This is a genomic window from Pseudomonas fluorescens (genome assembly GCF_002022275.1).
GTDB lineage: Bacteria > Pseudomonadota > Gammaproteobacteria > Pseudomonadales > Pseudomonadaceae > Aquipseudomonas > Aquipseudomonas fluorescens_AJ.
This window is the reverse complement of the sequence record NZ_MSDF01000016.1, coordinates 386,300-406,832: the sequence shown is the minus strand read 5'-3', so window position 1 is coordinate 406,832 and position 20,533 is coordinate 386,300. Positions and strand designations below refer to the sequence as shown.

Below are 20,533 nucleotides of genomic sequence, written 5' to 3'. Positions count from 1 at the left end.
CAAGTGCCTGATTGCTGTTGCTCAGGCAACACTTGCTTGTGTGGGAGCTGGCTTGCCTGCGATGCAGACACCTCGGTATCTCAGGCAGACCCGGTTGACGCCATCGCAGGCAAGCCAGCTCCCACAGAAAATCGGACACTGGCGTTCAATGAGCCATAGGCAACCGCTGATCAATCACCTGATACAACCCACTCTCCTGCGGCCAATTGCGCATAAACCGCGCCCGGTCCCTGGCGAACGCCGAAGCAAAACTCGCATCAGACCCGTGCTGACACATGGCATCCAGGTCAATCAACGACCACCGATCCCCCGCCCAAAACAGGTTATGGCCTTTGAAATCCCCATGACTGATCCGCTCGCGAATCAATTGCGCAAACAGCTGATCCAGCGCCAGCAGTTCACTTTCAGGCGCATCGCCGTGCTCAACGTAGGGCGCAAACCGCTCGATGATGTCCGGCCCCGGCAAATACTCAGTCACCAGATAAGCCCGGCTGCGCAGCCACAGAAACCGCTTCTCCAGCACCGCCAACGGCTTGGGCGTAGCAATCCCCAAAAACGCCAGGCGATTGCCTTCACGCCACGAATGCCAGGCCCGGCTTGGGCGCCAGAAACGCTTTAGCCAATGGGCAAAGCTCTTGATGTTGTAGCGTTTAATCACCAGCGGGCGGCCCGCCACCTCGACTTTGCCTACCGTCGCCGTGCCACCGGTCTTGTACAGGCGCCCTTGATCCAGCAACGCATCTGCCTGCGCCAATACCGGCAACATCGCAGGCTCTTCTTCACGACGAATCGCGCGCAAACCGAAGGCGCCGCGCACCACGCTGAACAGCGTGCATTCGCGGCCGACCTTGCTCAGAAAATCCTTCAAACGCCAGGCACTGACTTTACGCACCTGCTTTTCCAGGGCCTCCAGCGGCAACGCGTGTTCGCCGTTGCTCAGCAAGTAATACACCAGCAGCTCTTCGGTAAACGGCTCAAGATTTTTCGGCAATTGCGCGAAAAACACCCCAAGGTTTTCCAGCACCCGCTGGCGCGACAGCGGCTTGCCCGCCTCCTCGACGCGAATCCCGGCACCATCAATCAGGTACAGCTTGCCGTCCTGGCGCAGCAGGTTGTCCAGGTGCAAGTCTTCCTGCCACAACCCCTTGGCGTGCATCTGCGCAATCGCACCCAGCGCTTCGGCGAGCACGGCGGTTTGTTCGTCGGCCAGCGGCGGCAAACTTTCGACCGCCTGCCAGGCGTCGCCAAGGCTCTCGGCGCCTTCAATAAAGTCGAACAGCAGCCAGCCGCCCTCGCCTTCCTGCAAGCCGTCCGCCAACAACAGCGGCGTGGTCAGGCCTTGCTCGGCCAGCAGGCGTACGCCAGTGAGTTCTCGCTGAAAATGCCGCGCAGCCTTGCCGCCCACCAACAACTTGGCCAGCACCGGGCGCCCGCGCCAGACGGCGGCGCCCACATAGCGCTCGCCCGGCAACACGCGCAGCAGGCTGAGCAATTGCAATTGCCCCGGGCCTGCGGCATCTGCGAGTTCCAGGGTGATGGGCAGCTCGGGCGCGCGCCCGGCAGTTTTCAGCACGGACAACCGCATCAGCGCTTCTCCTTATGGCTGCGACGCGCCGTCAGACGCTGGTACCAGGCGCTCACCAGCGGGCTGTCCTCAGGCTGTTCAACGTAGGCCGCCAGCAGCTGGCGAACGTGCGAGTCCGTCCATTGCGGCGCACGGCGCAGCAGCGGCTCGAGGTCTTTGACCCGATCGCGCTGGCCAAACAACAGCGGGCGGGTTTTCTCCAGGTCGATCAACCGCGCGGCGTAACCGTCAGCGGTCGCCTGCAGGAAAATATGCTTGGGGTAGAAACAACCATGCACCTGACCCACGCTGTGCAGGTGGCGGGCCAACTTACCGCAGGCCAACAGGATTGCGCGGTGCTGGGCGTCGCTCAGCTGCGACCACTGCTCCAGCAATGAATCCAGATCATTCCAGCCGTCGAGGGCACGGGTCAGCAGCATCGCGCGACGCTCGCCATTGACCTTGCGCTCCCCGAAGAACGCCGCCTGCAACGCGGGAATGCCGAGCTTCTGGTAACGGCTGATATTGCGAAATTCACGGGCGAACGTCGGCTCGCCAAACGGCTTGTGCAAGGTGCGCGTCAGGTAGTTGCTCTGGCGCTTGAGGTAGTATCCCTGGCCTTCAAGCTCCAGGCGAAACACACTGCTCCAGCCGCCGCCACTGGTGTTCGGCTCGTCCACCGCGTCCAGTTGCCGGGCCCACAGGGCGTCAAAAGTTGCCAGGCCGTGGCGCTCAAGCAGAGCGCGGTCTTCGGCCGCCAGGAAATCACTCATTCGCGTCCCTCGAAAAACTTCACTACGTGGCGAATTCGCTGTTTGTCTGATGCCGACAAGTGCGGACGTTGGCGATACTGCAGGTAGAAACGCAGGCGCTGGGTGGCTGACAAGTGATACTTGGCAACCTTGTCCAGGCAGGCCAGGTCCTTGGTGATCCGGTACTTGAGCCAGAAGCCACGCCAGAAATCACCATTGGGGCAATCGATCAGGTACAGCGTTTGCTGATCGTCGACCAGCAGGTTGCGCCACTTCAAGTCGTTATGGGTGAAGCGATGATCGTGCATCGTGCGCGTGTATTCGGCGAGCTGACGGCTGATCGCATTGACCCACTTGGGGTCTTTCAACCGTGCGTCTTTACGCTCGGCCAGCGCCGACAGGTCTTCGGTTTTCGGCAACTCTCGGGTAATCATCGCACCACGGTCGTAAGCCAGGCCCTTGCGCTCCAGGCCCCAGGCCACCACATCGGCGGTGGGAATGCCCCATTTGGCGAAACGCTTGAGGTTCTGCCACTCGGACTTGACCCGCGGCTTGCCCAAATAACGGCGCAGGCCTTTGCCCGCGCCCACATAACGTTTGACGTAGTAATTGACCCCGCCACGCTCCACACGAATCACTTCCGACAGCGGGTCACGCGTCAGGCGCTCGCCTTGCAGGGCGAATACCGCCTCAAGGCTGCCAAAGTCATCCGCGAGGGCGGCGTAAGCAGGTTCCAGGTTCCAACCCGCCATCAGATCGCATCCCCCAGGCGTTGTTTGCGCGCGTAAAGCTTGTCGGCCTTACGCTGCAGCAGGCTCAAGGACGCCGACTGCTCGGCGAGAATCTGGCGCAATGGCTGTCGGAAATAGCCCTTGAGGAAGCGGAACTTGTCCCGCTGGGTCAGGCCGATTTCCAGCGCCGAGTAGTACAGCGCCGATAAGTCCTTGTCGCGCCAGCGCAGCGGCAAGTGCGCACGCAACTGGGCGCGATGCAGGTCGATCACCGAGAGCTTGATGTCGCGGGCGTCGATCGGTCTGGACGTGTCCAGCAGGAAGTGGCAGAGGTAGCAATCACGGTGGTTTACGCCGCCACGGTGCATCTCGCCGACCATGCGCGCCAGTTCGTCCGTCAGCGCATGACGCAACGCCGGGGTGGGCGGCTCGGCCACCCAGTTCACGGTCAAGTCTTCCAGGCTGAGGGTCGGCGCCAGCTCTTCGGTGATGATGAATGAGTGCTGGTCCGCCGGGTTGCTGCCCCTTTCACCAAAGGCCACGCCGGTCATGGTCGGCACGCCGAGTTCCTGCAAGCGGTGAATGGCATCCCATTCCAGGCCGGCGCCCAGCACGGGCAACTTGGCGGTGATCAGGTTCTTGAAGATTTCCGCCCAACCGATGCCCCGGTGGATTTTCACGAAATACGGGCGGCCTTCGACCTCGGTGCGCAACGTGCGACGCGCCGCCAGTTCACGAAACACCTGGCCTTGCAGTTTTTCGACTTCGGCGAAGGCGTCACGCCCGGCCCATAAAGTCTTGAACGGTTCGGCAAGAATCAACTTCATCGTTTTGGCTCCGCCAGAATCACATCCGCCGCGTGCTGCGGCATGCTGTAGAGGTCGGCCGTCTCGGCGAAGGCCAACCCGTTGCGGCCCCAGGCCGCGCGCTGTGAGGTGTCGGAAAGCATCTGCGTCAGGTACTGATTGAGTTGCGCCTGTTCGAACGGTTCATCCAGCACCAGACCGCTGTCGGCCTCACTGATGTAGTGCGCGTAACCGCACACCGCCGAGACCAGCACCGGCAACCCGGCGACTACGGCTTCGAGCAACACGGTGCCGGTGTTTTCGTTGTACGCCGGGTGGATCAACAGGTCGGCACCCAGCAGAAAACGCGGGATATCGCTGCGGCCCTTGAGGAACTGCACGTTATCGCCCAAGCCCAACGTGGCGCTCTGCAACTGGAATACTTTGGGGTCGTCCTGGCCAATTACAAACAGACGGGTGCGTTTTTTCAGTTCCGCCGGTAGCGCGGCCACGGCCTTGAGGCTGCGGTCGACGCCCTTGGTCTTGAACCCCGAACCGATTTGCACCAGCAACAGCTCGTCGTCGCGCAGGTTGAATTCCTTGCGGAACCCTTCACGAATCTCGGCAGCGTCTGGCGGCGCGCGGCGGTCCTGGGCAATGCCCGGCGGCAACAGGTGGAAGCGCTCCAGCGGGGTGTCGTAATGCTTGATGAACAGCGGCTGCTGCACTTCGGAAATCATCAGGACTTCGGTCTTGGCGTTCTTGGCAAACACCGCGCGCTCGTATTCGGCAAAGTGCTTGTAGCGGCCAAAATAGCGGTACAGGGAGTGGCGCAGGTTTTGCGCCTTGTCTTCAAAGCAGCCGTCGGCGGCGTAGTAGACGTCCAGGCCGGGCATCTTGTTGAAGCCGATCAAGCGGTCTACCGGGCGCTTGGCCAGGTCGGCTTCCATCCAGGCGCTGAGTTTCTCGTTGCGTCGATGGTTGAAGAACGCCTTGACCGGCGCCACCAGCACTTCAAAGCCCGGCGGAATATCGCCTTCCCAGATCAGCGTATAGACACGAATCTGGTGGCCGCGCTTCTGGCACTCCAGGGCGATGCGCATGAAGTCGCGCTGCAGGCCACCGAAGGGGAAATATTTGTACAAAACAAAAGCCAGTTGCATCAGTGCAGCTCCTCAGCCAGTAACAACGTGCTCAGCCGGCTTGCCACACGCTCAGGGTTCAAGCGCGTGAAGCACAGGGGCGACTCGCGCTTGATGTCGAACCGACGCAGGTCGTCGGCCGTGGGTTGATAGGTACAGGTTTTTTGCAGGCACGGCGCGCAAGGGAAGTCGCTGGCCAGATGAATCTGGCCCTTGCCGTAGGCGCCGGTAAGACCCGGGTTGGTGGGGCCAAACAGTGAAATGGTCGGTACGTCGAGTGCCGCGGCGAGGTGGCCGAGGCCGGTGTCCACCGCCACACAGGCACGCGCGCCGGCGAGTACACGGGCCACGCCGGCCAGGTTCAGTTTGGGCAGCACTTCGGCGTTCGGCAGGCCTTGGGCCAGGCGTTCGGCGCGGGCCTTTTCGGCGGCGTTGCCCCACGGCAATTTCACGTCCACACCCAGACGCCCCATGCGCTCGGCCAGCTCGCGCCAATAGGCTTCGGGCCAATGCTTGGTGTCCCAGGTGGTGCCGTGCAGCAACAGGACGAACGGTTTTTTCGGCGGCAGGCCGAGCAGTTTGTCGACGCTCAGGCCATAGTCGCCCATGGCTTTGGGCAAGTCATAACCGAGGGCCACGGCGAACAGCTGGCGCAAACGCTCCACCGCGTGCTGCCCACGGGCCACGGCCAGGCGACGCGAATAAAAGCGCGCAGCAATCGGCTCACGGGCCGAATTTTTATCAAACCCCGCCACCGGCGCACGCACATAGCGCGTCAGCCAAGCGCTTTTCAGCAGGCCTTGGGCGTCGATCACCAAGTCGTATTTGGTCGACTGGATGCGCTGCTTGAAACGCCGCCACTCGCCGCTCTTGAGGGTCTGCCAGATATTTTTGCGCCAGCGGCGGATGGCCACCGGGATCACTTTGTCCACCGCCGGGTGCCAGGTGGGGATTTCGGCAAAGCCTTCTTCCACCACCCAGTCAAAACGAATGCCGGGGATCGCCCGCGCGGCATCGGTCAGTGCCGGCAAGGCATGGATGACGTCGCCCAGGGATGAGGTCTTGATTACCAGTACGCGCAAACTATCGGACCTCGACCGCAGTGCCCTGCAACCGCTGCAAGGCTTCGTTGACCGGCTGCGGCAGCAACTGGCGCATGCAGTTGTAGTGGCCGAAACGGCAGGTGCGCTCAAAGCACGGGCTGCAATCCAGGCCCAGGCGTACCACTTCAACCTGGTCGGCCAACGGTGGCGTAAAGCCCGGCGAAGTCGAGCCGTAAACCGCCACCAACGGGCGGTTCAGCGCGGCGGCCACGTGCATCAGGCCGGAGTCGTTGGACACCACCGAGTCGGCGCAGGAGAGCAAATCAATCGCCTCGGCGAGCGACGTATCGCCACTGAGGTTCACCGCTTCTTCACGCAGGCCGGGAATCAGGCGTTGGCGGATGTCTTCGCCCACCGGGTGGTCTTTCTTCGAACCAAACAGCCACACCTGCCAACCTTCGCGGATCTTCGCTTCGGCGACTTTGGCGTAATGCTCCGACGGCCAGCGTTTGGACTCACCAAACTCGGCGCCCGGGCACAGCGCCAACACCGGACGGTCCAGCTCCAGACCGAACTTGGCCAGGGCCGCGTCGCGGCTCACCGGGTCGATTTGCAGGCTGGGGCGCGGGTACGGCGTGGGCAGCTCGGCGCCCGGCTCAAAGGCCAGTGCCATAAAGCGTTCGATCATCAGCGGGTAGCGCGTCTTGTCCAGCGTGCGCACATCGTTGAGCAAGATGTAACGAAACTCGCCGCGCCAGCCGGTGCGCTTGGGGATGCTGGCAAAATACGGCACCAGCGCCGACTTGAGCGAGTTGGGCAACAGGATCGCCTGGTCGTACTGCCCGGCCAGGGATTTGCCGATGCGACGGCGGGTCGCCAGTTCCAGGGCGCCGTGGCCGAGCGGAAAGCTCAAGGCCTGGCGCACTTCGGGCATGCGCTCAAGGATCGGCCGGCTCCACTCGGGGGCGAGCACGTCGATCTGGCAGTCTGGATGGCGCATGCGCAGGCACTGAAACAGTGTCTGCGCCATCACCATGTCACCGACCCAACTGGGCCCAACGATCAGAATATTCATGTAGTTTCCACAAACGATGCGGGGAGGCTTATGCCTCCCCGCCTCGATAATTACTGTAGGTCGCGGTTGGCCAGGGAACCGCTTTGTGTGGGAGCGGGTTGATGTGGGAGCTGGCTTGCCTGCGATTGCATCGACCCGGTGTCACTGATAAACCGAGGTCTCTGCATCGCAGGCAAGCCAGCTCCCACACAAGCCCGCGCCCACATTTAATCAAGTTTCAGCTTAATCCCAGTTCTTTCCAGATTCGCATCACCTGGCGCCGTTCGTCGGCAAACTGGTCCCCGGCCACCGTACCGGCCTCGTTTTGCAAGGCCTGGCGGTGCGCGGCGGAACGGTAGGCCTTGTACACCTCACGCAGCAAATGGGCCTCGGCGGCGGGCATCAACCCCACCTGCTCCAGGCCTTCCAGAATGCGGATATTGTCGGTGTAGCGCAGCAACGATGGATGTTGCGCAGACCACGCCAAAGCCGCGTATTGCACCATAAATTCAATATCGACGATACCTCCGGCGTCCTGCTTGAGGTCGAACACTGCCGTGGGCTCGAAGGCATTGGCGCCGGTTCCGGCAGCTGTGGACTTGGTACCCAGGTTGTCGCGCATCTTGGCCCGCATCTCGCTGACCTCCTGGCGCAGCGTGGCCAACTCCCGCTCGCGGCCGAGTACCCTGGCGCGGACCTGCTCAAACGCATGGCCCACATCCTGGCTGCCCACCAGCACCCGCGCGCGAATCAGAGCCTGATGCTCCCACGTCCAGGCTTCATTTTGTTGATAGCGCTCAAACGCGCCGAGCGAACTCACCAGCAGGCCGGAAGCGCCCGAGGGCCGCAGGCGCATGTCCACTTCATAGAGCTGGCCGGAGTTGGTCTGAGTGGTCAGCAAGTGAATGATGCGCTGGCCCAGGCGCGTGAAGAACTGCGCGCCGTCGATGGGCTTGGCGCCGTCGGTTTCGGCCTGAGGGTCGCCGTCGTGGATAAACACCAGGTCCAGGTCCGAACCGTGCCCCAGCTCGATGCCACCGACCTTGCCGTAACCGACAATGATGAACCCCGGGTCGCACAGGGTGCCATCCAGCCGCTGCGGCGAGCCGTAACGCGCCACGGTCTGGCGCCAGGCCAGGGCCAGCACTTGTTCGAGGATGGCTTCGGCGAGCCAGGTCAGGTAGTCGCTGACTTTCATCAGCGCCAGGCTGCCGGCGATTTCCGAGGCGGCGACGCGCAGGCGGTGCGCCAGTTTGAAGTGACGCAGCGCTTCCATTTGCTGCTCAAGGTCATCTTCGGGGATGCGCGTCAGGCGTTCGCGCAGTTCGGCGGCGAGTTCCGGCGCCAAGGGCGGCTTGAACAGGCGGCCTTCGTTGAGCAATTCGTCGAGCAACAACGGGAAACGCGTGATCTGTTCGGCGATCCACGGGCTGGCGGCGCACAGGGTTAACAGCCGACGCAGGGCGTCGGGGTTTTCCGTGAGCAGCACTAGATAAGCGGAACGCCGGGCGACGGCTTCGACCAGCGGCAAGACGCGCTCCAGCACTAGATCCGGGTTGGCGTGTTCGACTGCCTGGGCCAGCAGGCGCGGGATAAACGCATCCAGACGCTCACGCCCCAGGCGCTGCATGGCTCGCAATTGCGGGCTGCCGCGCAAGCCGGCCAAGGCCTTGAGCGCCTTTGGCGCGTCAGTGAACCCACCTTCGGCCAACTGGCGGCAGGCGGCGTCTTCGTCCTGGGACTCTTCCCACAGCGGCAACCACTCGCCGCCCACAACCAACTCGCTTTCTTCGCCTTCCTCTTCATCAGGGTCGGCGATGACTTGGCGAAAATGCCAGTCGACCCGGCCACGCCAGTACATCAAGCGTTCGTGGAACGCGGCCCAGTCGGCAAAGCCCAACATAAAGGCAATGCGCGCCTGGTCTTCAGGGCTGTCGGGGAGCATTTGCGTCTGCCGGTCGGCAATCGCCTGAATCGCGTGCTCGGTGTAGCGCAGGAATTCGTAGCCATTGCGCAACTCGGCGATCACCGCGGGCGGCAAATAGCCTTGGCCTTCCAGGGTGCCGAGCACTTTGAGCAACGGGCGCTGTTGCAGGCTGAGATCGCGGCCGCCGTGGATCAGCTGGAAGGCCTGGGCGATAAATTCCACTTCGCGAATGCCGCCCGAGCCCAGCTTGATGTTCTCGGCCATGCCCTTGCGCCGCACTTCCTGCTGGATCAGCTGCTTCATGGTGCGCAGCGCTTCGATGGCGGAAAAGTCCAGATAGCGGCGGTACACAAACGGTCGCAGCATCTCCAGCAATTGCGCGCCAGCCACTTGATCGCCAGCGACCACGCGCGCCTTGATCATGGCGTAGCGTTCCCAGTCGCGGCCCTGGTCCTGGTAGTACTGCTCCAGCGCATTGAAGCTGAGCACCAAGGCGCCGGCCGAACCGTACGGCCGCAGGCGCATGTCGACGCGGAACACGAAGCCGTCAACGGTCATCGGGTCGAGGGCCTTGATCAATTTCTGACCAAGACGGATGAAAAACTCCTGGTTATCCAGGGCGCGCTTCACGCCGACCGTCTCACCGCCTTCGGGGTAGGCGAAGATCAGATCGATGTCGGATGACAGGTTCAGTTCCACCGCACCGAGCTTGCCCATGCCGAGGATGACCATGTGCTGGGCTTCGCCGCTGCGCCGGCCGGTCGGCGTGCCGAACTGAACACAGTGACGTTGATACAGCCACTGATAGGCCTGGTCGATACTTGCGTCGGCCATGTCGGAAAGATCACGGCAGGTTTGCACCAGATCGGCCTGGCGGGTCAGGTCGCGCCAGATGATGCGCACTTGCTGGCGGGTGCGCTGGCGACGCAGCACGCGGCCCATCTCATCTTCTGTTTCGGCCTGTTGCACGGCGCCGGCGATCTGGCTGCACAGCTCGCCGGGCGCAAAGCCACGGTCCAGCTCGCCCCAGGCCACCAGCTCGAGCAACATCAAAGGGTCACGAACGCTCTGTTCAATGACGAAATCACTGGCGGCGCACACGCGCACGAAGTCGGCCCACCGTTGCGGCGTCCACGCAGAAAGTCCATGATCGTCGTCCAGCGCGGCCACTGCGTCACGAAATGACTGCTCGGCCCGCTGGGCAAAAGGCAAGAGAATGGCCGGTAATTCGGCCAGCGTTGGAAGGCTCATGGTCTATCCTTGATCGGCGCGTAAAGGGCGTGTTGCCGTGAAGGCAAGAACCACGCTTGGTGAAGGACTGTCGAACAAAGGTGAGAAATAGCTGAAATTAATTTCATCTTGGCAGCCAACATCAAACTTTCACCTTTTCTTGTTCGCAAATGATCAACAATAACGATTATGCTCACCAGCCAGACCGAGCCATACGCTCAGTCTTGTGTAGTTTTACTACTCGTATATACATTCGAAAGGCTGAAATGGCCGACGATTTGTAGTAAAACTACAGGACGCCGAAGCAACCTTCGGCCATCCAAGAATTTATGTCGTCTGCCCACAAGGCCAGTCGCAAACTTCAGGCAACCGATTCTGGTAGCCTTTCCGCCCTGGAGCAAGCCATGCAAGACCTCGATCCCGTCGAAACCCAGGAATGGCTGGACGCCCTGGAATCGGTTCTCGACAAAGAAGGCGAAGACCGTGCTCACTACCTGATGACCCGTATGGGCGAACTCGCGACCCGCAGCGGCTCGCAATTGCCTTACGCCATCACCACGCCATACCGCAACACCATCCCCGTTACCCACGAAGCACGCATGCCTGGCGACCTGTTCATGGAACGCCGCATTCGCTCGCTGGTACGCTGGAACGCCATGGCGATGGTAATGCGCACGAACTTGAAAGATTCGGACCTGGGCGGTCACATCTCCAGCTTCGCATCCAGCGCAACCCTGTATGACATCGGCTTCAACTACTTCTTCCAGGCCCCGACCGACGAACACGGCGGCGACCTGATCTACTTCCAGGGCCACACCTCCCCAGGCGTTTACGCCCGTGCGTTCATGGAAGGCCGCATCACCGAAGAACACATGAACAACTTCCGCCAGGAAGTGGACGGTAACGGCCTGTCGTCGTACCCGCACCCTTGGCTGATGCCTGATTTCTGGCAGTTCCCGACTGTATCGATGGGCTTGGGCCCGATCCAGGCGATCTACCAGGCACGCTTCATGAAGTACCTGGAAGCGCGTGGCTTCATCCCTGAAGGCAAGCAGAAAGTCTGGTGCTTCCTGGGCGACGGCGAGTGTGACGAGCCGGAATCCCTGGGCGCCATCTCCCTGGCTGGCCGCGAGAAGCTGGACAACCTGATCTTCGTCATCAACTGCAACCTGCAGCGCCTCGACGGCCCGGTTCGCGGCAACGGCAAGATCATCCAGGAACTCGAAGGTGTGTTCCGCGGTGCTCAGTGGAACGTGACCAAAGTCATCTGGGGCCGTTTCTGGGACCCACTGCTGGCCAAAGACGTCGACGGCATCCTGCAACGTCGCATGGACGAAGTCATCGACGGCGAGTACCAGAACTACAAAGCCAAAGACGGCGCGTTCGTCCGTGAACACTTCTTCAACACGCCTGAACTCAAGGCAATGGTTGCAGACCTGTCCGACGACGAGATCTGGAAACTCAACCGTGGCGGCCACGACCCGTACAAGGTCTACGCGGCGTACCACGAAGCGGTCAACCACAAAGAACAACCGACCGTCATCCTGGCCAAGACCATCAAGGGTTATGGCACCGGTGCCGGCGAAGCGAAGAACACTGCGCACAACACCAAGAAAGTCGATGTCGACAGCCTGAAGTTGTTCCGCGACCGCTTCGACATCCCGGTCAAGGACGAAGAGCTGGAGAACCTGCCGTTCTTCAAACCTGAGCCGAACAGCGCCGAAGCCCGTTACCTGGCCGAGCGCCGCACTGCCCTGGGCGGTTTCGTGCCACAGCGCCGCGCCAAGAGCTTCGACATCCCGACGCCACCGCTGGATACCCTCAAGGCGATCCTGGACGGCTCGGGCGACCGTGAAATCTCCACCACCATGGCCTTCGTGCGGATCCTCGCGCAGCTGGTCAAGGACAAGGAAATCGGTTCGCGCATCGTCCCGATCATCCCGGACGAAGCCCGTACCTTCGGTATGGAAGGCATGTTCCGTCAGTTGGGCATCTACTCCTCCGTCGGCCAGCTCTACGAGCCAGTCGATAAAGACCAGGTGATGTTCTACAAGGAAGACAAGAAGGGCCAGATCCTCGAAGAAGGCATCAACGAAGCGGGCGCCATGAGCTCCTTCATCGCTGCCGGTACTTCGTACTCCAGCCACAACCAGCCGATGCTGCCGTTCTACATCTTCTACTCGATGTTCGGTTTCCAGCGCATTGGCGACCTGGCGTGGGCAGCCGGCGACAGCCGTACCCGTGGCTTCCTGATCGGCGGTACTGCCGGCCGGACCACGCTGAACGGCGAAGGCCTGCAACACGAAGACGGTCACAGCCACATCCTGGCGGCCACCATCCCGAACTGCCGCACCTTTGATCCAACCTACGGCTATGAGCTGGCGGTGATCATCCAGGACGGCATGAAGAAGATGACCGAACAGCAGCAGGACGTTTTCTACTACATCACCGTGATGAACGAGTCCTACCAGCAGCCAGCCATGCCGGCCGGTGTTGAGGAAGGCATCATCAAGGGCATGTACCTGCTCGAAGAAGACACCAAGGAAGCGGCGCACCACGTGCAACTGATGGGCTCCGGCACCATCCTGCGTGAAGTGCGTGAAGCGGCGAAGATCCTGCGTGACGAGTTCAACGTCGGCGCTGACGTGTGGAGCGTTACCAGCTTCAACGAACTGCGTCGCGACGGCCTGGCAGTCGAGCGCAACAACCGTCTGCACCCGGGTCAGAAGCCACAACTGAGCTACGTCGAAGAATGCCTGAACGGCCGCAAAGGTCCGGTGATCGCTTCTACCGACTACATGAAACTGTTTGCTGAACAAATTCGCCAGTGGGTCCCGTCCAAGGAATTCAAAGTCCTGGGCACCGACGGTTTCGGTCGCAGTGACAGCCGCAAAAAGCTGCGTCACTTCTTCGAAGTTGACCGTCACTTCGTGGTGTTGGCAGCCCTGGAAGCCTTGGCTGACCGTGGTGAGATCGAACCTAAGGTAGTGGCAGACGCTATCGTCAAGTTCGGGATCAACCCGGAAAAACGCAACCCACTGGACTGCTGAGGAGATTTTTTGTGAGCGAACTCATTCGCGTACCTGACATCGGCAGCGGTGAAGGTGAAGTAATCGAGCTGTTTGTGAAGGTCGGCGACACCGTCGAAGCCGACCAGAGCATCCTGACCCTGGAGTCCGACAAGGCCTCCATGGAAATCCCGGCGCCTAAAGCCGGTGTGGTCAAGAGCCTGAAAGTGAAGCTGGGCGACCGCCTGAAAGAAGGCGACGAACTGCTTGAGCTGGAAATCGAAGGCGCCGCTGATGCGGCCCCTGCGGCGGCTCCGGCTGCCGCTGCTGCACCGGCTGAAAAGCCTGCCGAAAAAGCTGCCGAGGCCCCAGCGGCCCCGGCTGCTGCACCTGCCGCCGCCAGTGTTCAGGACATTCATGTTCCGGACATCGGCTCGTCAGGCAAGGCCAAGATCATCGAGCTGCTGGTCAAGGTCGGCGACACCGTCGAAGCTGACCAGTCGCTGATCACCCTGGAGTCCGACAAGGCCTCCATGGAAATCCCTTCGCCGGCTGCCGGCGTCGTGGAAAGTATCGCGGTCAAGCTGGAAGACGAAGTCGGCACTGGCGACTTCATCCTCAAGCTCAAAGTACAAGGCGCTGCGCCTGCTGCTGCTCCAGCACCCGCGGCCGCTCCGGCTGCCAAGGCTGAAGCTGCACCCGCCGCCGCCGCCGCTGCCCCGGCACCTGCTGCAAAAGCCGAGGCCGCACCGGCTCCGGCGGCTGCACCTGCGCCAAGCGGTGCCAAAGTTCACGCCGGCCCGGCCGTGCGTCAACTGGCTCGTGAGTTCGGCGTTGAGCTGAACGCTGTGTCGGCCACCGGCCCTCACGGTCGCGTGCTGAAGGAAGACGTACAGGTTTACGTCAAATCCATGATGCAGAAAGCCAAGGAAGCCCCGGCTTCTGGCGGCGCTACCGGTGGTTCGGGCATTCCGCCGATCCCGGTCGTGGACTTCAGCCGCTTCGGCGAAACCGAAGAAGTGCCGATGACCCGCCTGATGCAAATCGGCGCGTCGAGCCTGCACCGCAGCTGGCTGAACATCCCGCACGTGACTCAGTTCGACCAGGCCGACATTACCGACCTGGAAGCTTTCCGCGTTGCGCAGAAAGCCGTGGCCGAGAAGGCTGGCGTGAAACTGACCGTGTTGCCACTGCTGCTCAAGGCCTGTGCGCACCTGCTCAAGGAACTGCCGGACTTCAACAGTTCGCTGGCACCAAGCGGCAAAGCGATCATCCGCAAGAAATACGTGAACGTTGGCTTCGCGGTCGATACCCCGGATGGCCTGCTGGTACCGGTTATCAAGAACGTTGACCAGAAGAGCCTGCTGCAACTGGCTGCCGAAGCCGCTGCGCTGGCTGCCAAGGCCCGCGACAAGAAGCTGACTGCCGACGACATGCAAGGCGCTTGCTTCACCATCTCCAGCCTCGGTCACATTGGCGGTACTGGCTTCACGCCAATCGTCAACGCGCCGGAAGTGGCGATTTTGGGTGTTTCCAAGGCAACCATTCAGCCTGTATGGGACGGTAAAGCGTTCCAGCCGAAGCTGATGCTGCCACTGTCGCTGTCCTACGATCACCGCGTGATCAACGGCGCTGCGGCGGCTCGCTTCACCCAGCGTCTGAGCCAGTTGCTGAACGACATTCGCACCATTCTGCTGTAAGTCTCAACAGGCCTCCCTTTCGCAAGGGAGGCCTGGCAACACCGATTTCCGAGCGCCACGCTCGTACCTCAACCCCGCCACTTGGCGGGGCTTTTTTTGGGTGTTTATTGGACACACAAAACAGGCTTGTACACCTTCCATCACCCCGATTGCAGAAATCCCCCGCTCGGCCGATAACACCCATATAGCACTTAGCCTTCATCCTCTCTTGTCAGTGCGTGCTGCATGATGCAACCTTGCCGCAGGTGACAGTAAAGAGGGCGTGAGCCCGGCGCCGTGCGCATCTTCCCAAGCGAGTTTCCCCCATGAAAAGCCAACCCGATGTCGCCCGTATGGCGGCCGAGGTAGTGACGCAGTTACCGGTGCCTTCGCGCCTCGGTATGCTGCGTTTCGAGCGGCTGAATGAGGCAAGCTGGGCCCTGCTGTACCTCGACCCCAATTGCGAACGCCAATTCGGCCTGCCGGCGGTCGAGCTGTGTGCCCTGCTCGGCACGCCCTACGCCAGCCTGATGGAACCCCAGGCGCGCTATCAGTTGCACGACGCGATCCAGCAGCAACTGACCCAGAGCCCGCATTACCTGGTGCGCTACACCCTGCACACCAACGACGGCCCGCTGAGCCTGCTGGAAATGGGCGAGGCCTACAAACAACACAATCGTCACCTGCTGCGCGGCTACCTGATGGTGGTTGACGGGCTGTTCAGCGAAATCCCGACTGCCGCCCCAACTGCTGACCTGGAAAACCAGAACAGCCGCCTGCAGATTGCTCTGGAGCTCAACCAGCGCGCCCAGCAGGAACAGCTGCAGCACCTGGAACGCGTCCGCGCCCAACAGGAATTGATCCTGCTGCTCGCCCGCCAGCGCTACACCACGCCCAATTCGCTGCAGGAAGCCGCCGAGCTGATCACCCGCAGCGCCTGCGACATCTACCAGATTGACTGCGCCAGCATCTGGAACCTCGAAGGCCAGCGCCTGGTGCCGATCTCGGCCTACCATCGCGACGACCAGCAGCACCACTTGCCCGAAGCCATCGACGCCAGCAACTTCCCCGACTACCTCGAAGCCCTGCACTCCAGCCGCGCTATCGACGCCACCCATGCGATGCGCGACCCGCGCACCCGGGAAATGGCCGAGAGCCTGCGCGCCAAGGATGTTCATGCGATGCTCGACGCCAGTATTCGCGTGGACGGCCAGGTGGTCGGCGTGCTGTGCCTGGAGCAAAGCGGCAGCTCGCGCGCTTGGCAATCCGACGAAATCGCCTTTGCCGGTGAGCTGGCGGACCAGTTCGCGCAAGTCATCAACAACCACAACCGCCGCACCGCGACCAGCGCCCTGCACCTGTTCCAGCGCGCGGTGGAGCAAAGCGCCAACGCCTTTTTGCTGGTCAATTGCGATGGCGTGGTGGAGTACGTCAACCCGAGCTTTACTGCGATCACCCAGTACAGCGCCGAGGAAGTCCACGGCCACCGCCTGGCACAACTGCCGGCGCTGGAGAACCTCAGCGAATTGCTCTTCGATGCGCCTTCCGCCCTGGCCAAAAGCAACAGTTGGCAAGGTGAGTTCAAAAGCCGGCGCAAGAACCTGGAACCCTACTGGGGCCAGCTGTCGATTTCCAAGGTGTATGGCGACAACCGTGAGTTGACCCACTACATCGGCATCTACGAAGACATCACCCAGACCAAGCTCGCGCAGCAGCGCATCGAGCGCCTGGCCTACACCGACAACCTGACCAACCTGGGCAACCGTCCGGCGTTTATCCGCAACCTCGATGAACGCTTCGCCCGCGACAGCGACAGCCCGATCAGCCTGCTGCTGGTGGACATCGACAACTTCAAGCGGATCAACGACAGCCTCGGCCACCAGACCGGCGACAAACTGCTGATCAGCCTGGCCCGGCGCCTGCGCAACAGCCTGAGTGCCGGCGGCAGCCTGGCGCGGTTTGCCAGTAACGAGTTCGCGGTGCTGCTGGATGACACTGACCTTGAGACGGGCCAGCAAATCGCCAGCCAGTTGCTGACCACCCTCGACAAGCCGATGTTCGTCGACAACCAGTTGATCAGCGTCACCGGCTCCGTGGGCCTGGCCTGCGCGCCGCTGCATGGCCGCGACCCGCAGACCCTGATGCGTAACGCAGGCCTTGCTCTGCATAAGGCCAAGGCCAACGGCAAACATCAGGTGCAAGTGTTCACCGAAGCGCTGAACGCCGAGGCCAGCTACAAGCTGTTTGTGGAAAACAACCTGCGCCGCGCCTTGACCCAGAACGAGCTCGACGTGTTCTATCAGCCCAAGCTGTGCTTGCGTAGCGGCCGCTTGCTGGGCATGGAAGCGCTGCTGCGCTGGAACCATCCGGAAAAGGGCATGATCCGCCCTGACCAGTTCATCAGCGTGGCCGAAGAAACCGGGTTGATCATTCCGATCGGCAAATGGATCGCGCGCCAGGCCTGCCGCATGAGCAAGCAACTGAGCGCCAATGGCATGGGCAACTTGCAGGTGGCGATCAACCTGTCGCCCAAGCAGTTCTCCGACCCGGACCTGGTGGCCTCCATCGCCACCATCCTCAAGGAAGAACAGCTGCCCGCCAACCTGCTGGAACTGGAGCTGACCGAAGGCCTGTTGCTGGAAGCCACCGAAGACACGCGCCTGCAGCTTGACCAGCTGAAAAGCTTCGGCTTGACCCTGGCCATGGACGACTTCGGCACTGGCTACTCGTCGTTGAGTTATTTGAAAAAATTCCCCATCGACATCATCAAGATCGACCGCAGCTTTATCCACGAAATCCCGGACAACCAGGACGACATGGAAATCACCTCGGCGGTCATCGCCATGGCCCACAACCTCAAACTCAAGGTCGTGGCCGAAGGCATCGAGACCGCCGAGCAGCTGGCGTTCCTGCGCAGGCATCGCTGCGACGTCGGCCAGGGCTACCTGTTCGACCGGCCAATCCCCGGCGCAGAGCTGTTGGAGAAGCTTAAACGCTATCCACGCGGGCCAATCGCCTGACAGCGCTGTAACACTCGGGCACACTGGTTGTCTGTCTTATTACATAACTCAATCTGACTGAGAGGACTGATCATGGTCTTGCGCTCGGAAATTCTGGTGAACAAAAACGTGTTGCCTACTCAAGAACAAGCTTTGCCTGGCCGTGAAACCCCGATGGCCTTGCCGGAGACGCATTTCGTCAACGGCAACCCGCTGCTGGGCCCGTTCATGGACGATGTTGGTTTTGCGATTTTCGGCCTCGGTTGCTTCTGGGGCGCCGAGCGTAAATTCTGGCAGCGCGATGGCGTGGTCAGCACCGTGGTCGGTTATGCCGGTGGCTACACGCCGAACCCGACGTACGAAGAAGTCTGCTCGGGCCTGACCGGCCACAGCGAAGTGGTGTTGGTGGTGTATGACCAGGCCAAAGTGAAATACGAAGACCTGTTGAAAATGTTCTGGGAACTGCACAACCCGACTCAGGGCATGCGCCAGGGCAACGACATCGGCAGCCAATACCGCTCGGTGATCTACGCGACCACGCCGGAACAACTGGCGGCGGCGCAGGCCAGTGCCGAGGCGTATCAAGGTGAACTGACCAAGGCTGGCCTGGGTGTGATTACCACGGAAATCGAAGAAGCACCGACGGTGTTCTTTGCCGAGACCTATCACCAGCAGTACCTGGCGAAGAACCCGCAGGGCTATTGCGGGATTGGCGGTACAGGCGTGACCTGCCCGATCTAAGGCCACCTTGCGGATCATGCAAATCCCCTGTGGCGAGCGAGCTTGCTCGCGCTGGGCTGCGAAGCGGCCCCAACAAGACCGCTGCGGTTTTTCAGATAGACCGCATTAACCGGTTTTGGGGCTGCTACGCAGCCCAGCGCGAGCAAGCTCGCTCGCCACAACAGCCCGCTCGTCGCTGATTATTCCGCGATAAGCCAATCCATCTGCCACCCACCCTGGGTCTGGCCAAGCTTCTTGGACAGCCACGGCAGCAACTCGCGCAACTCCTCCTCCAGCCCCCACGGCGGGTTGGCAATCGCCAGGCCCGAACCCGTCAGGGTGTCTGGCGTATCCAGCGGGTGCACCAGCAATTCAACGCGTAGCAGCTTCGGCGCGCCGGTGCCGGCCAGGTCCTGGTAGAAACGACGCAGCATGCGCTGGTCCTTCACCGGGTACCAGATCGCCGCAACGGTCTGGCGCATACGGCTGACCGCTTCTTTGAGGGACGCCGCACAGCGCTGCATCTCGTCGAGCTTTTCAAACGGCGGATCGATCAGCATCAACGCGCGCTTTTCCGGCACCGGCAGCATGGCGCGAGGCACATGCCAGCCTTCGCCCAAGTGCACTTTGACCCGACGATCGCCCTTCATGTTGTCCTTGAGCAGCACACCGTCTTCCGGGTGTTTCTCATTGAGCAAAACACGGTCCTGAGGCCGCGTCAGGCGACGCGCGAGCTCCGGCGAACCCGGGTAATAGCGCAACTGGCCGTCCGGGTTCATCTCGTGCAGCACGCGCATGTAGTCGGCGGTCAGTGGCGGCAGGTCGCTTTCGCCCCACAGGCGCGCAATGCCTTCCAGGTATTCACCGGTGCGGTTGGCCTGGTCGCCCTGCAGGTCGTACAGACCGATGCCGGCGTGGGTGTCGAGGTAGGCGAACGGCTGCTCCTTGCGCGACATCAGGGCGATGAGGCGGGTCAAGGTCAGGTGTTTGAAGACATCGGCGTGGTTGCCGGCGTGATAGGCGTGACGATAATTCATGGTTGCTCCTGCGCAGGGGGCGAAGTTTACCTTCTACGCGGGCAAAGGTGCAGGGCTGCGTGTCGGGTGGGGCCGATGCCGTCGACACAGCCCTTGAGCTCAACTCAACTCCAAAGCCAGGTAATCGACCAGCGCTTTATGGCTGACTTCCGGGCTGCGCGCGAAGTAGGCGACCTTGTGCTGCAAGGTCTCAGGCTTGAACGCCGTGTACAGATCAGGACGTTGCTCCTCAAGCCATTGCAGCAGGTTGTCGATCAGGGTTTGCGGAGATTGCTCAGCCAGGTGTTCCAGCAACGGCGCCGGAACTCGCCACCATGGGCTGGTTTTGGCAGCCGTGACCGCCCCCGTCGTCACTGACAGCGCCTGCCCATTGATCAGATAGCGTTCAAACACCGGCAATACCTTTCCCGCCTCGACGCCCAGCTTTTGCAACATCGGCAGAAACTGCGTGCCATCCCAAAAACGCAGAAACACCTGCTGATCATCCGGCAAATACACCTTGGTCAGGCTTTGCAGGTGCGCCACGACGGTTTCCAGCGGGCTCGACGACACCGCCAGCCAGCCCCAGTCTGTCGCCTCGGTCGCGGCTATCCAATCCAGGAAGGGGCTGTCGGATTCGATGATGCCAACATAGGGCATCACTTCACTCCACTCGGCATAAGCCGTGCCGGCCCAGAGCGATTGAGGGAATGCTCCGGCGGCGGTGGATTGCCACGCGCCAAGCGGCTTGGCATCACTGGCGTTACCCAGCACTGCGAAGAGTTGCTCGCCGGGACGCAGAGGGTTTTCGGCCAGCCATGCAATGGGCGTCATGGGTTGAAGCATAGGGGCAAATTCCTTTTAAGGCTCAGGGGTAATAGTG

General features: G+C 61.5%; 14 protein-coding genes. 4 read left to right on the top strand and 10 right to left on the bottom strand.

Going from position 1 to position 20,533, the window contains the following annotated elements; genetic code table 11:
• Positions 1-145 precede the first annotated feature (145 nt).
• The 8 genes from BFW87_RS13890 to glnE form a co-directional block, all read right to left on the bottom strand.
• On the bottom strand, positions 146-1,585 hold the full coding sequence (locus BFW87_RS13890; RefSeq protein WP_078740359.1) for a lipopolysaccharide kinase InaA family protein: 1,440 nt from the start codon (positions 1,583-1,585) through the stop codon (positions 146-148).
• On the bottom strand, positions 1,585-2,337 hold the full coding sequence (locus tag BFW87_RS13885; protein ID WP_078740358.1) for a lipopolysaccharide kinase InaA family protein: 753 nt from the start codon (positions 2,335-2,337) through the stop codon (positions 1,585-1,587). Before BFW87_RS13885 ends, BFW87_RS13890 begins: the two co-directional genes overlap by 1 nt.
• Positions 2,334-3,068, bottom strand: coding sequence for a lipopolysaccharide kinase InaA family protein (locus BFW87_RS13880; protein ID WP_078740357.1), 735 nt, complete (start codon positions 3,066-3,068; stop codon positions 2,334-2,336). Before BFW87_RS13880 ends, BFW87_RS13885 begins: the two co-directional genes overlap by 4 nt.
• On the bottom strand, positions 3,068-3,874 hold the full coding sequence (gene rfaP / locus BFW87_RS13875; protein WP_078740356.1) for a lipopolysaccharide core heptose(I) kinase RfaP: 807 nt from the start codon (positions 3,872-3,874) through the stop codon (positions 3,068-3,070). The genes BFW87_RS13880 and rfaP overlap by 1 nt, the downstream gene beginning before the upstream one ends.
• Positions 3,871-4,995 carry a glycosyltransferase family 4 protein gene (locus BFW87_RS13870; RefSeq protein ID WP_078740355.1) on the bottom strand — a complete coding sequence of 375 codons (1,125 nt, stop codon included), beginning with the start codon at positions 4,993-4,995 and terminating at the stop codon, positions 3,871-3,873. Before BFW87_RS13870 ends, rfaP begins: the two co-directional genes overlap by 4 nt.
• Positions 4,995-6,056 carry a lipopolysaccharide heptosyltransferase I gene (waaC, locus tag BFW87_RS13865; RefSeq protein WP_078740354.1) on the bottom strand — a complete coding sequence of 354 codons (1,062 nt, stop codon included), beginning with the start codon at positions 6,054-6,056 and terminating at the stop codon, positions 4,995-4,997. Before waaC ends, BFW87_RS13870 begins: the two co-directional genes overlap by 1 nt.
• Before the next feature lies 1 nt (position 6,057).
• Positions 6,058-7,092 (bottom strand): lipopolysaccharide heptosyltransferase II, encoded by a 1,035-nt coding sequence (gene waaF / locus BFW87_RS13860; protein WP_078740353.1) that lies wholly within the window; start codon positions 7,090-7,092, stop codon positions 6,058-6,060.
• Between the two features lie 217 nt (positions 7,093-7,309).
• Complete coding sequence (glnE, locus tag BFW87_RS13855; RefSeq protein WP_078740352.1) at positions 7,310-10,249, bottom strand: bifunctional [glutamate--ammonia ligase]-adenylyl-L-tyrosine phosphorylase/[glutamate--ammonia-ligase] adenylyltransferase; 2,940 nt, start codon at positions 10,247-10,249, stop codon at positions 7,310-7,312.
• A gap of 383 nt (positions 10,250-10,632) precedes the next feature.
• Here glnE and aceE point away from each other — a divergent pair, with 383 nt between their 5' ends.
• The 4 genes from aceE (at position 10,633) to msrA (ending at position 18,655) form a co-directional block, all read left to right on the top strand.
• Entirely contained in the window at positions 10,633-13,278 is a 2,646-nt protein-coding gene (gene aceE, locus BFW87_RS13850) for a pyruvate dehydrogenase (acetyl-transferring), homodimeric type (protein ID WP_078740351.1), read from the top strand.
• 11 nt (positions 13,279-13,289) lie between these two features.
• On the top strand, positions 13,290-14,936 hold the full coding sequence (gene aceF / locus BFW87_RS13845) for a dihydrolipoyllysine-residue acetyltransferase (RefSeq protein WP_078740350.1): 1,647 nt from the start codon (positions 13,290-13,292) through the stop codon (positions 14,934-14,936).
• Between the two features lie 305 nt (positions 14,937-15,241).
• Positions 15,242-17,935: a putative bifunctional diguanylate cyclase/phosphodiesterase gene (locus BFW87_RS13840; RefSeq protein WP_078740349.1), complete on the top strand. Its 2,694-nt coding sequence runs from the start codon at positions 15,242-15,244 to the stop codon at positions 17,933-17,935.
• A 72-nt stretch (positions 17,936-18,007) separates the two neighbouring features.
• Positions 18,008-18,655 (top strand): peptide-methionine (S)-S-oxide reductase MsrA, encoded by a 648-nt coding sequence (msrA, locus tag BFW87_RS13835; protein ID WP_078740348.1) that lies wholly within the window; start codon positions 18,008-18,010, stop codon positions 18,653-18,655.
• A gap of 179 nt (positions 18,656-18,834) precedes the next feature.
• Here the strand turns inward: msrA and BFW87_RS13830 are convergent, their stop codons facing one another.
• Together BFW87_RS13830 and BFW87_RS13825 are read right to left on the bottom strand one after the other, a co-directional pair.
• Positions 18,835-19,671, bottom strand: a complete 837-nt coding sequence (locus BFW87_RS13830) for a 23S rRNA (adenine(2030)-N(6))-methyltransferase RlmJ (protein ID WP_078740347.1) — start codon at positions 19,669-19,671, stop codon at positions 18,835-18,837.
• A gap of 99 nt (positions 19,672-19,770) precedes the next feature.
• Positions 19,771-20,496, bottom strand: coding sequence for a DUF4123 domain-containing protein (locus BFW87_RS13825; RefSeq protein ID WP_078740346.1), 726 nt, complete (start codon positions 20,494-20,496; stop codon positions 19,771-19,773).
• Positions 20,497-20,533 lie beyond the last annotated feature (37 nt).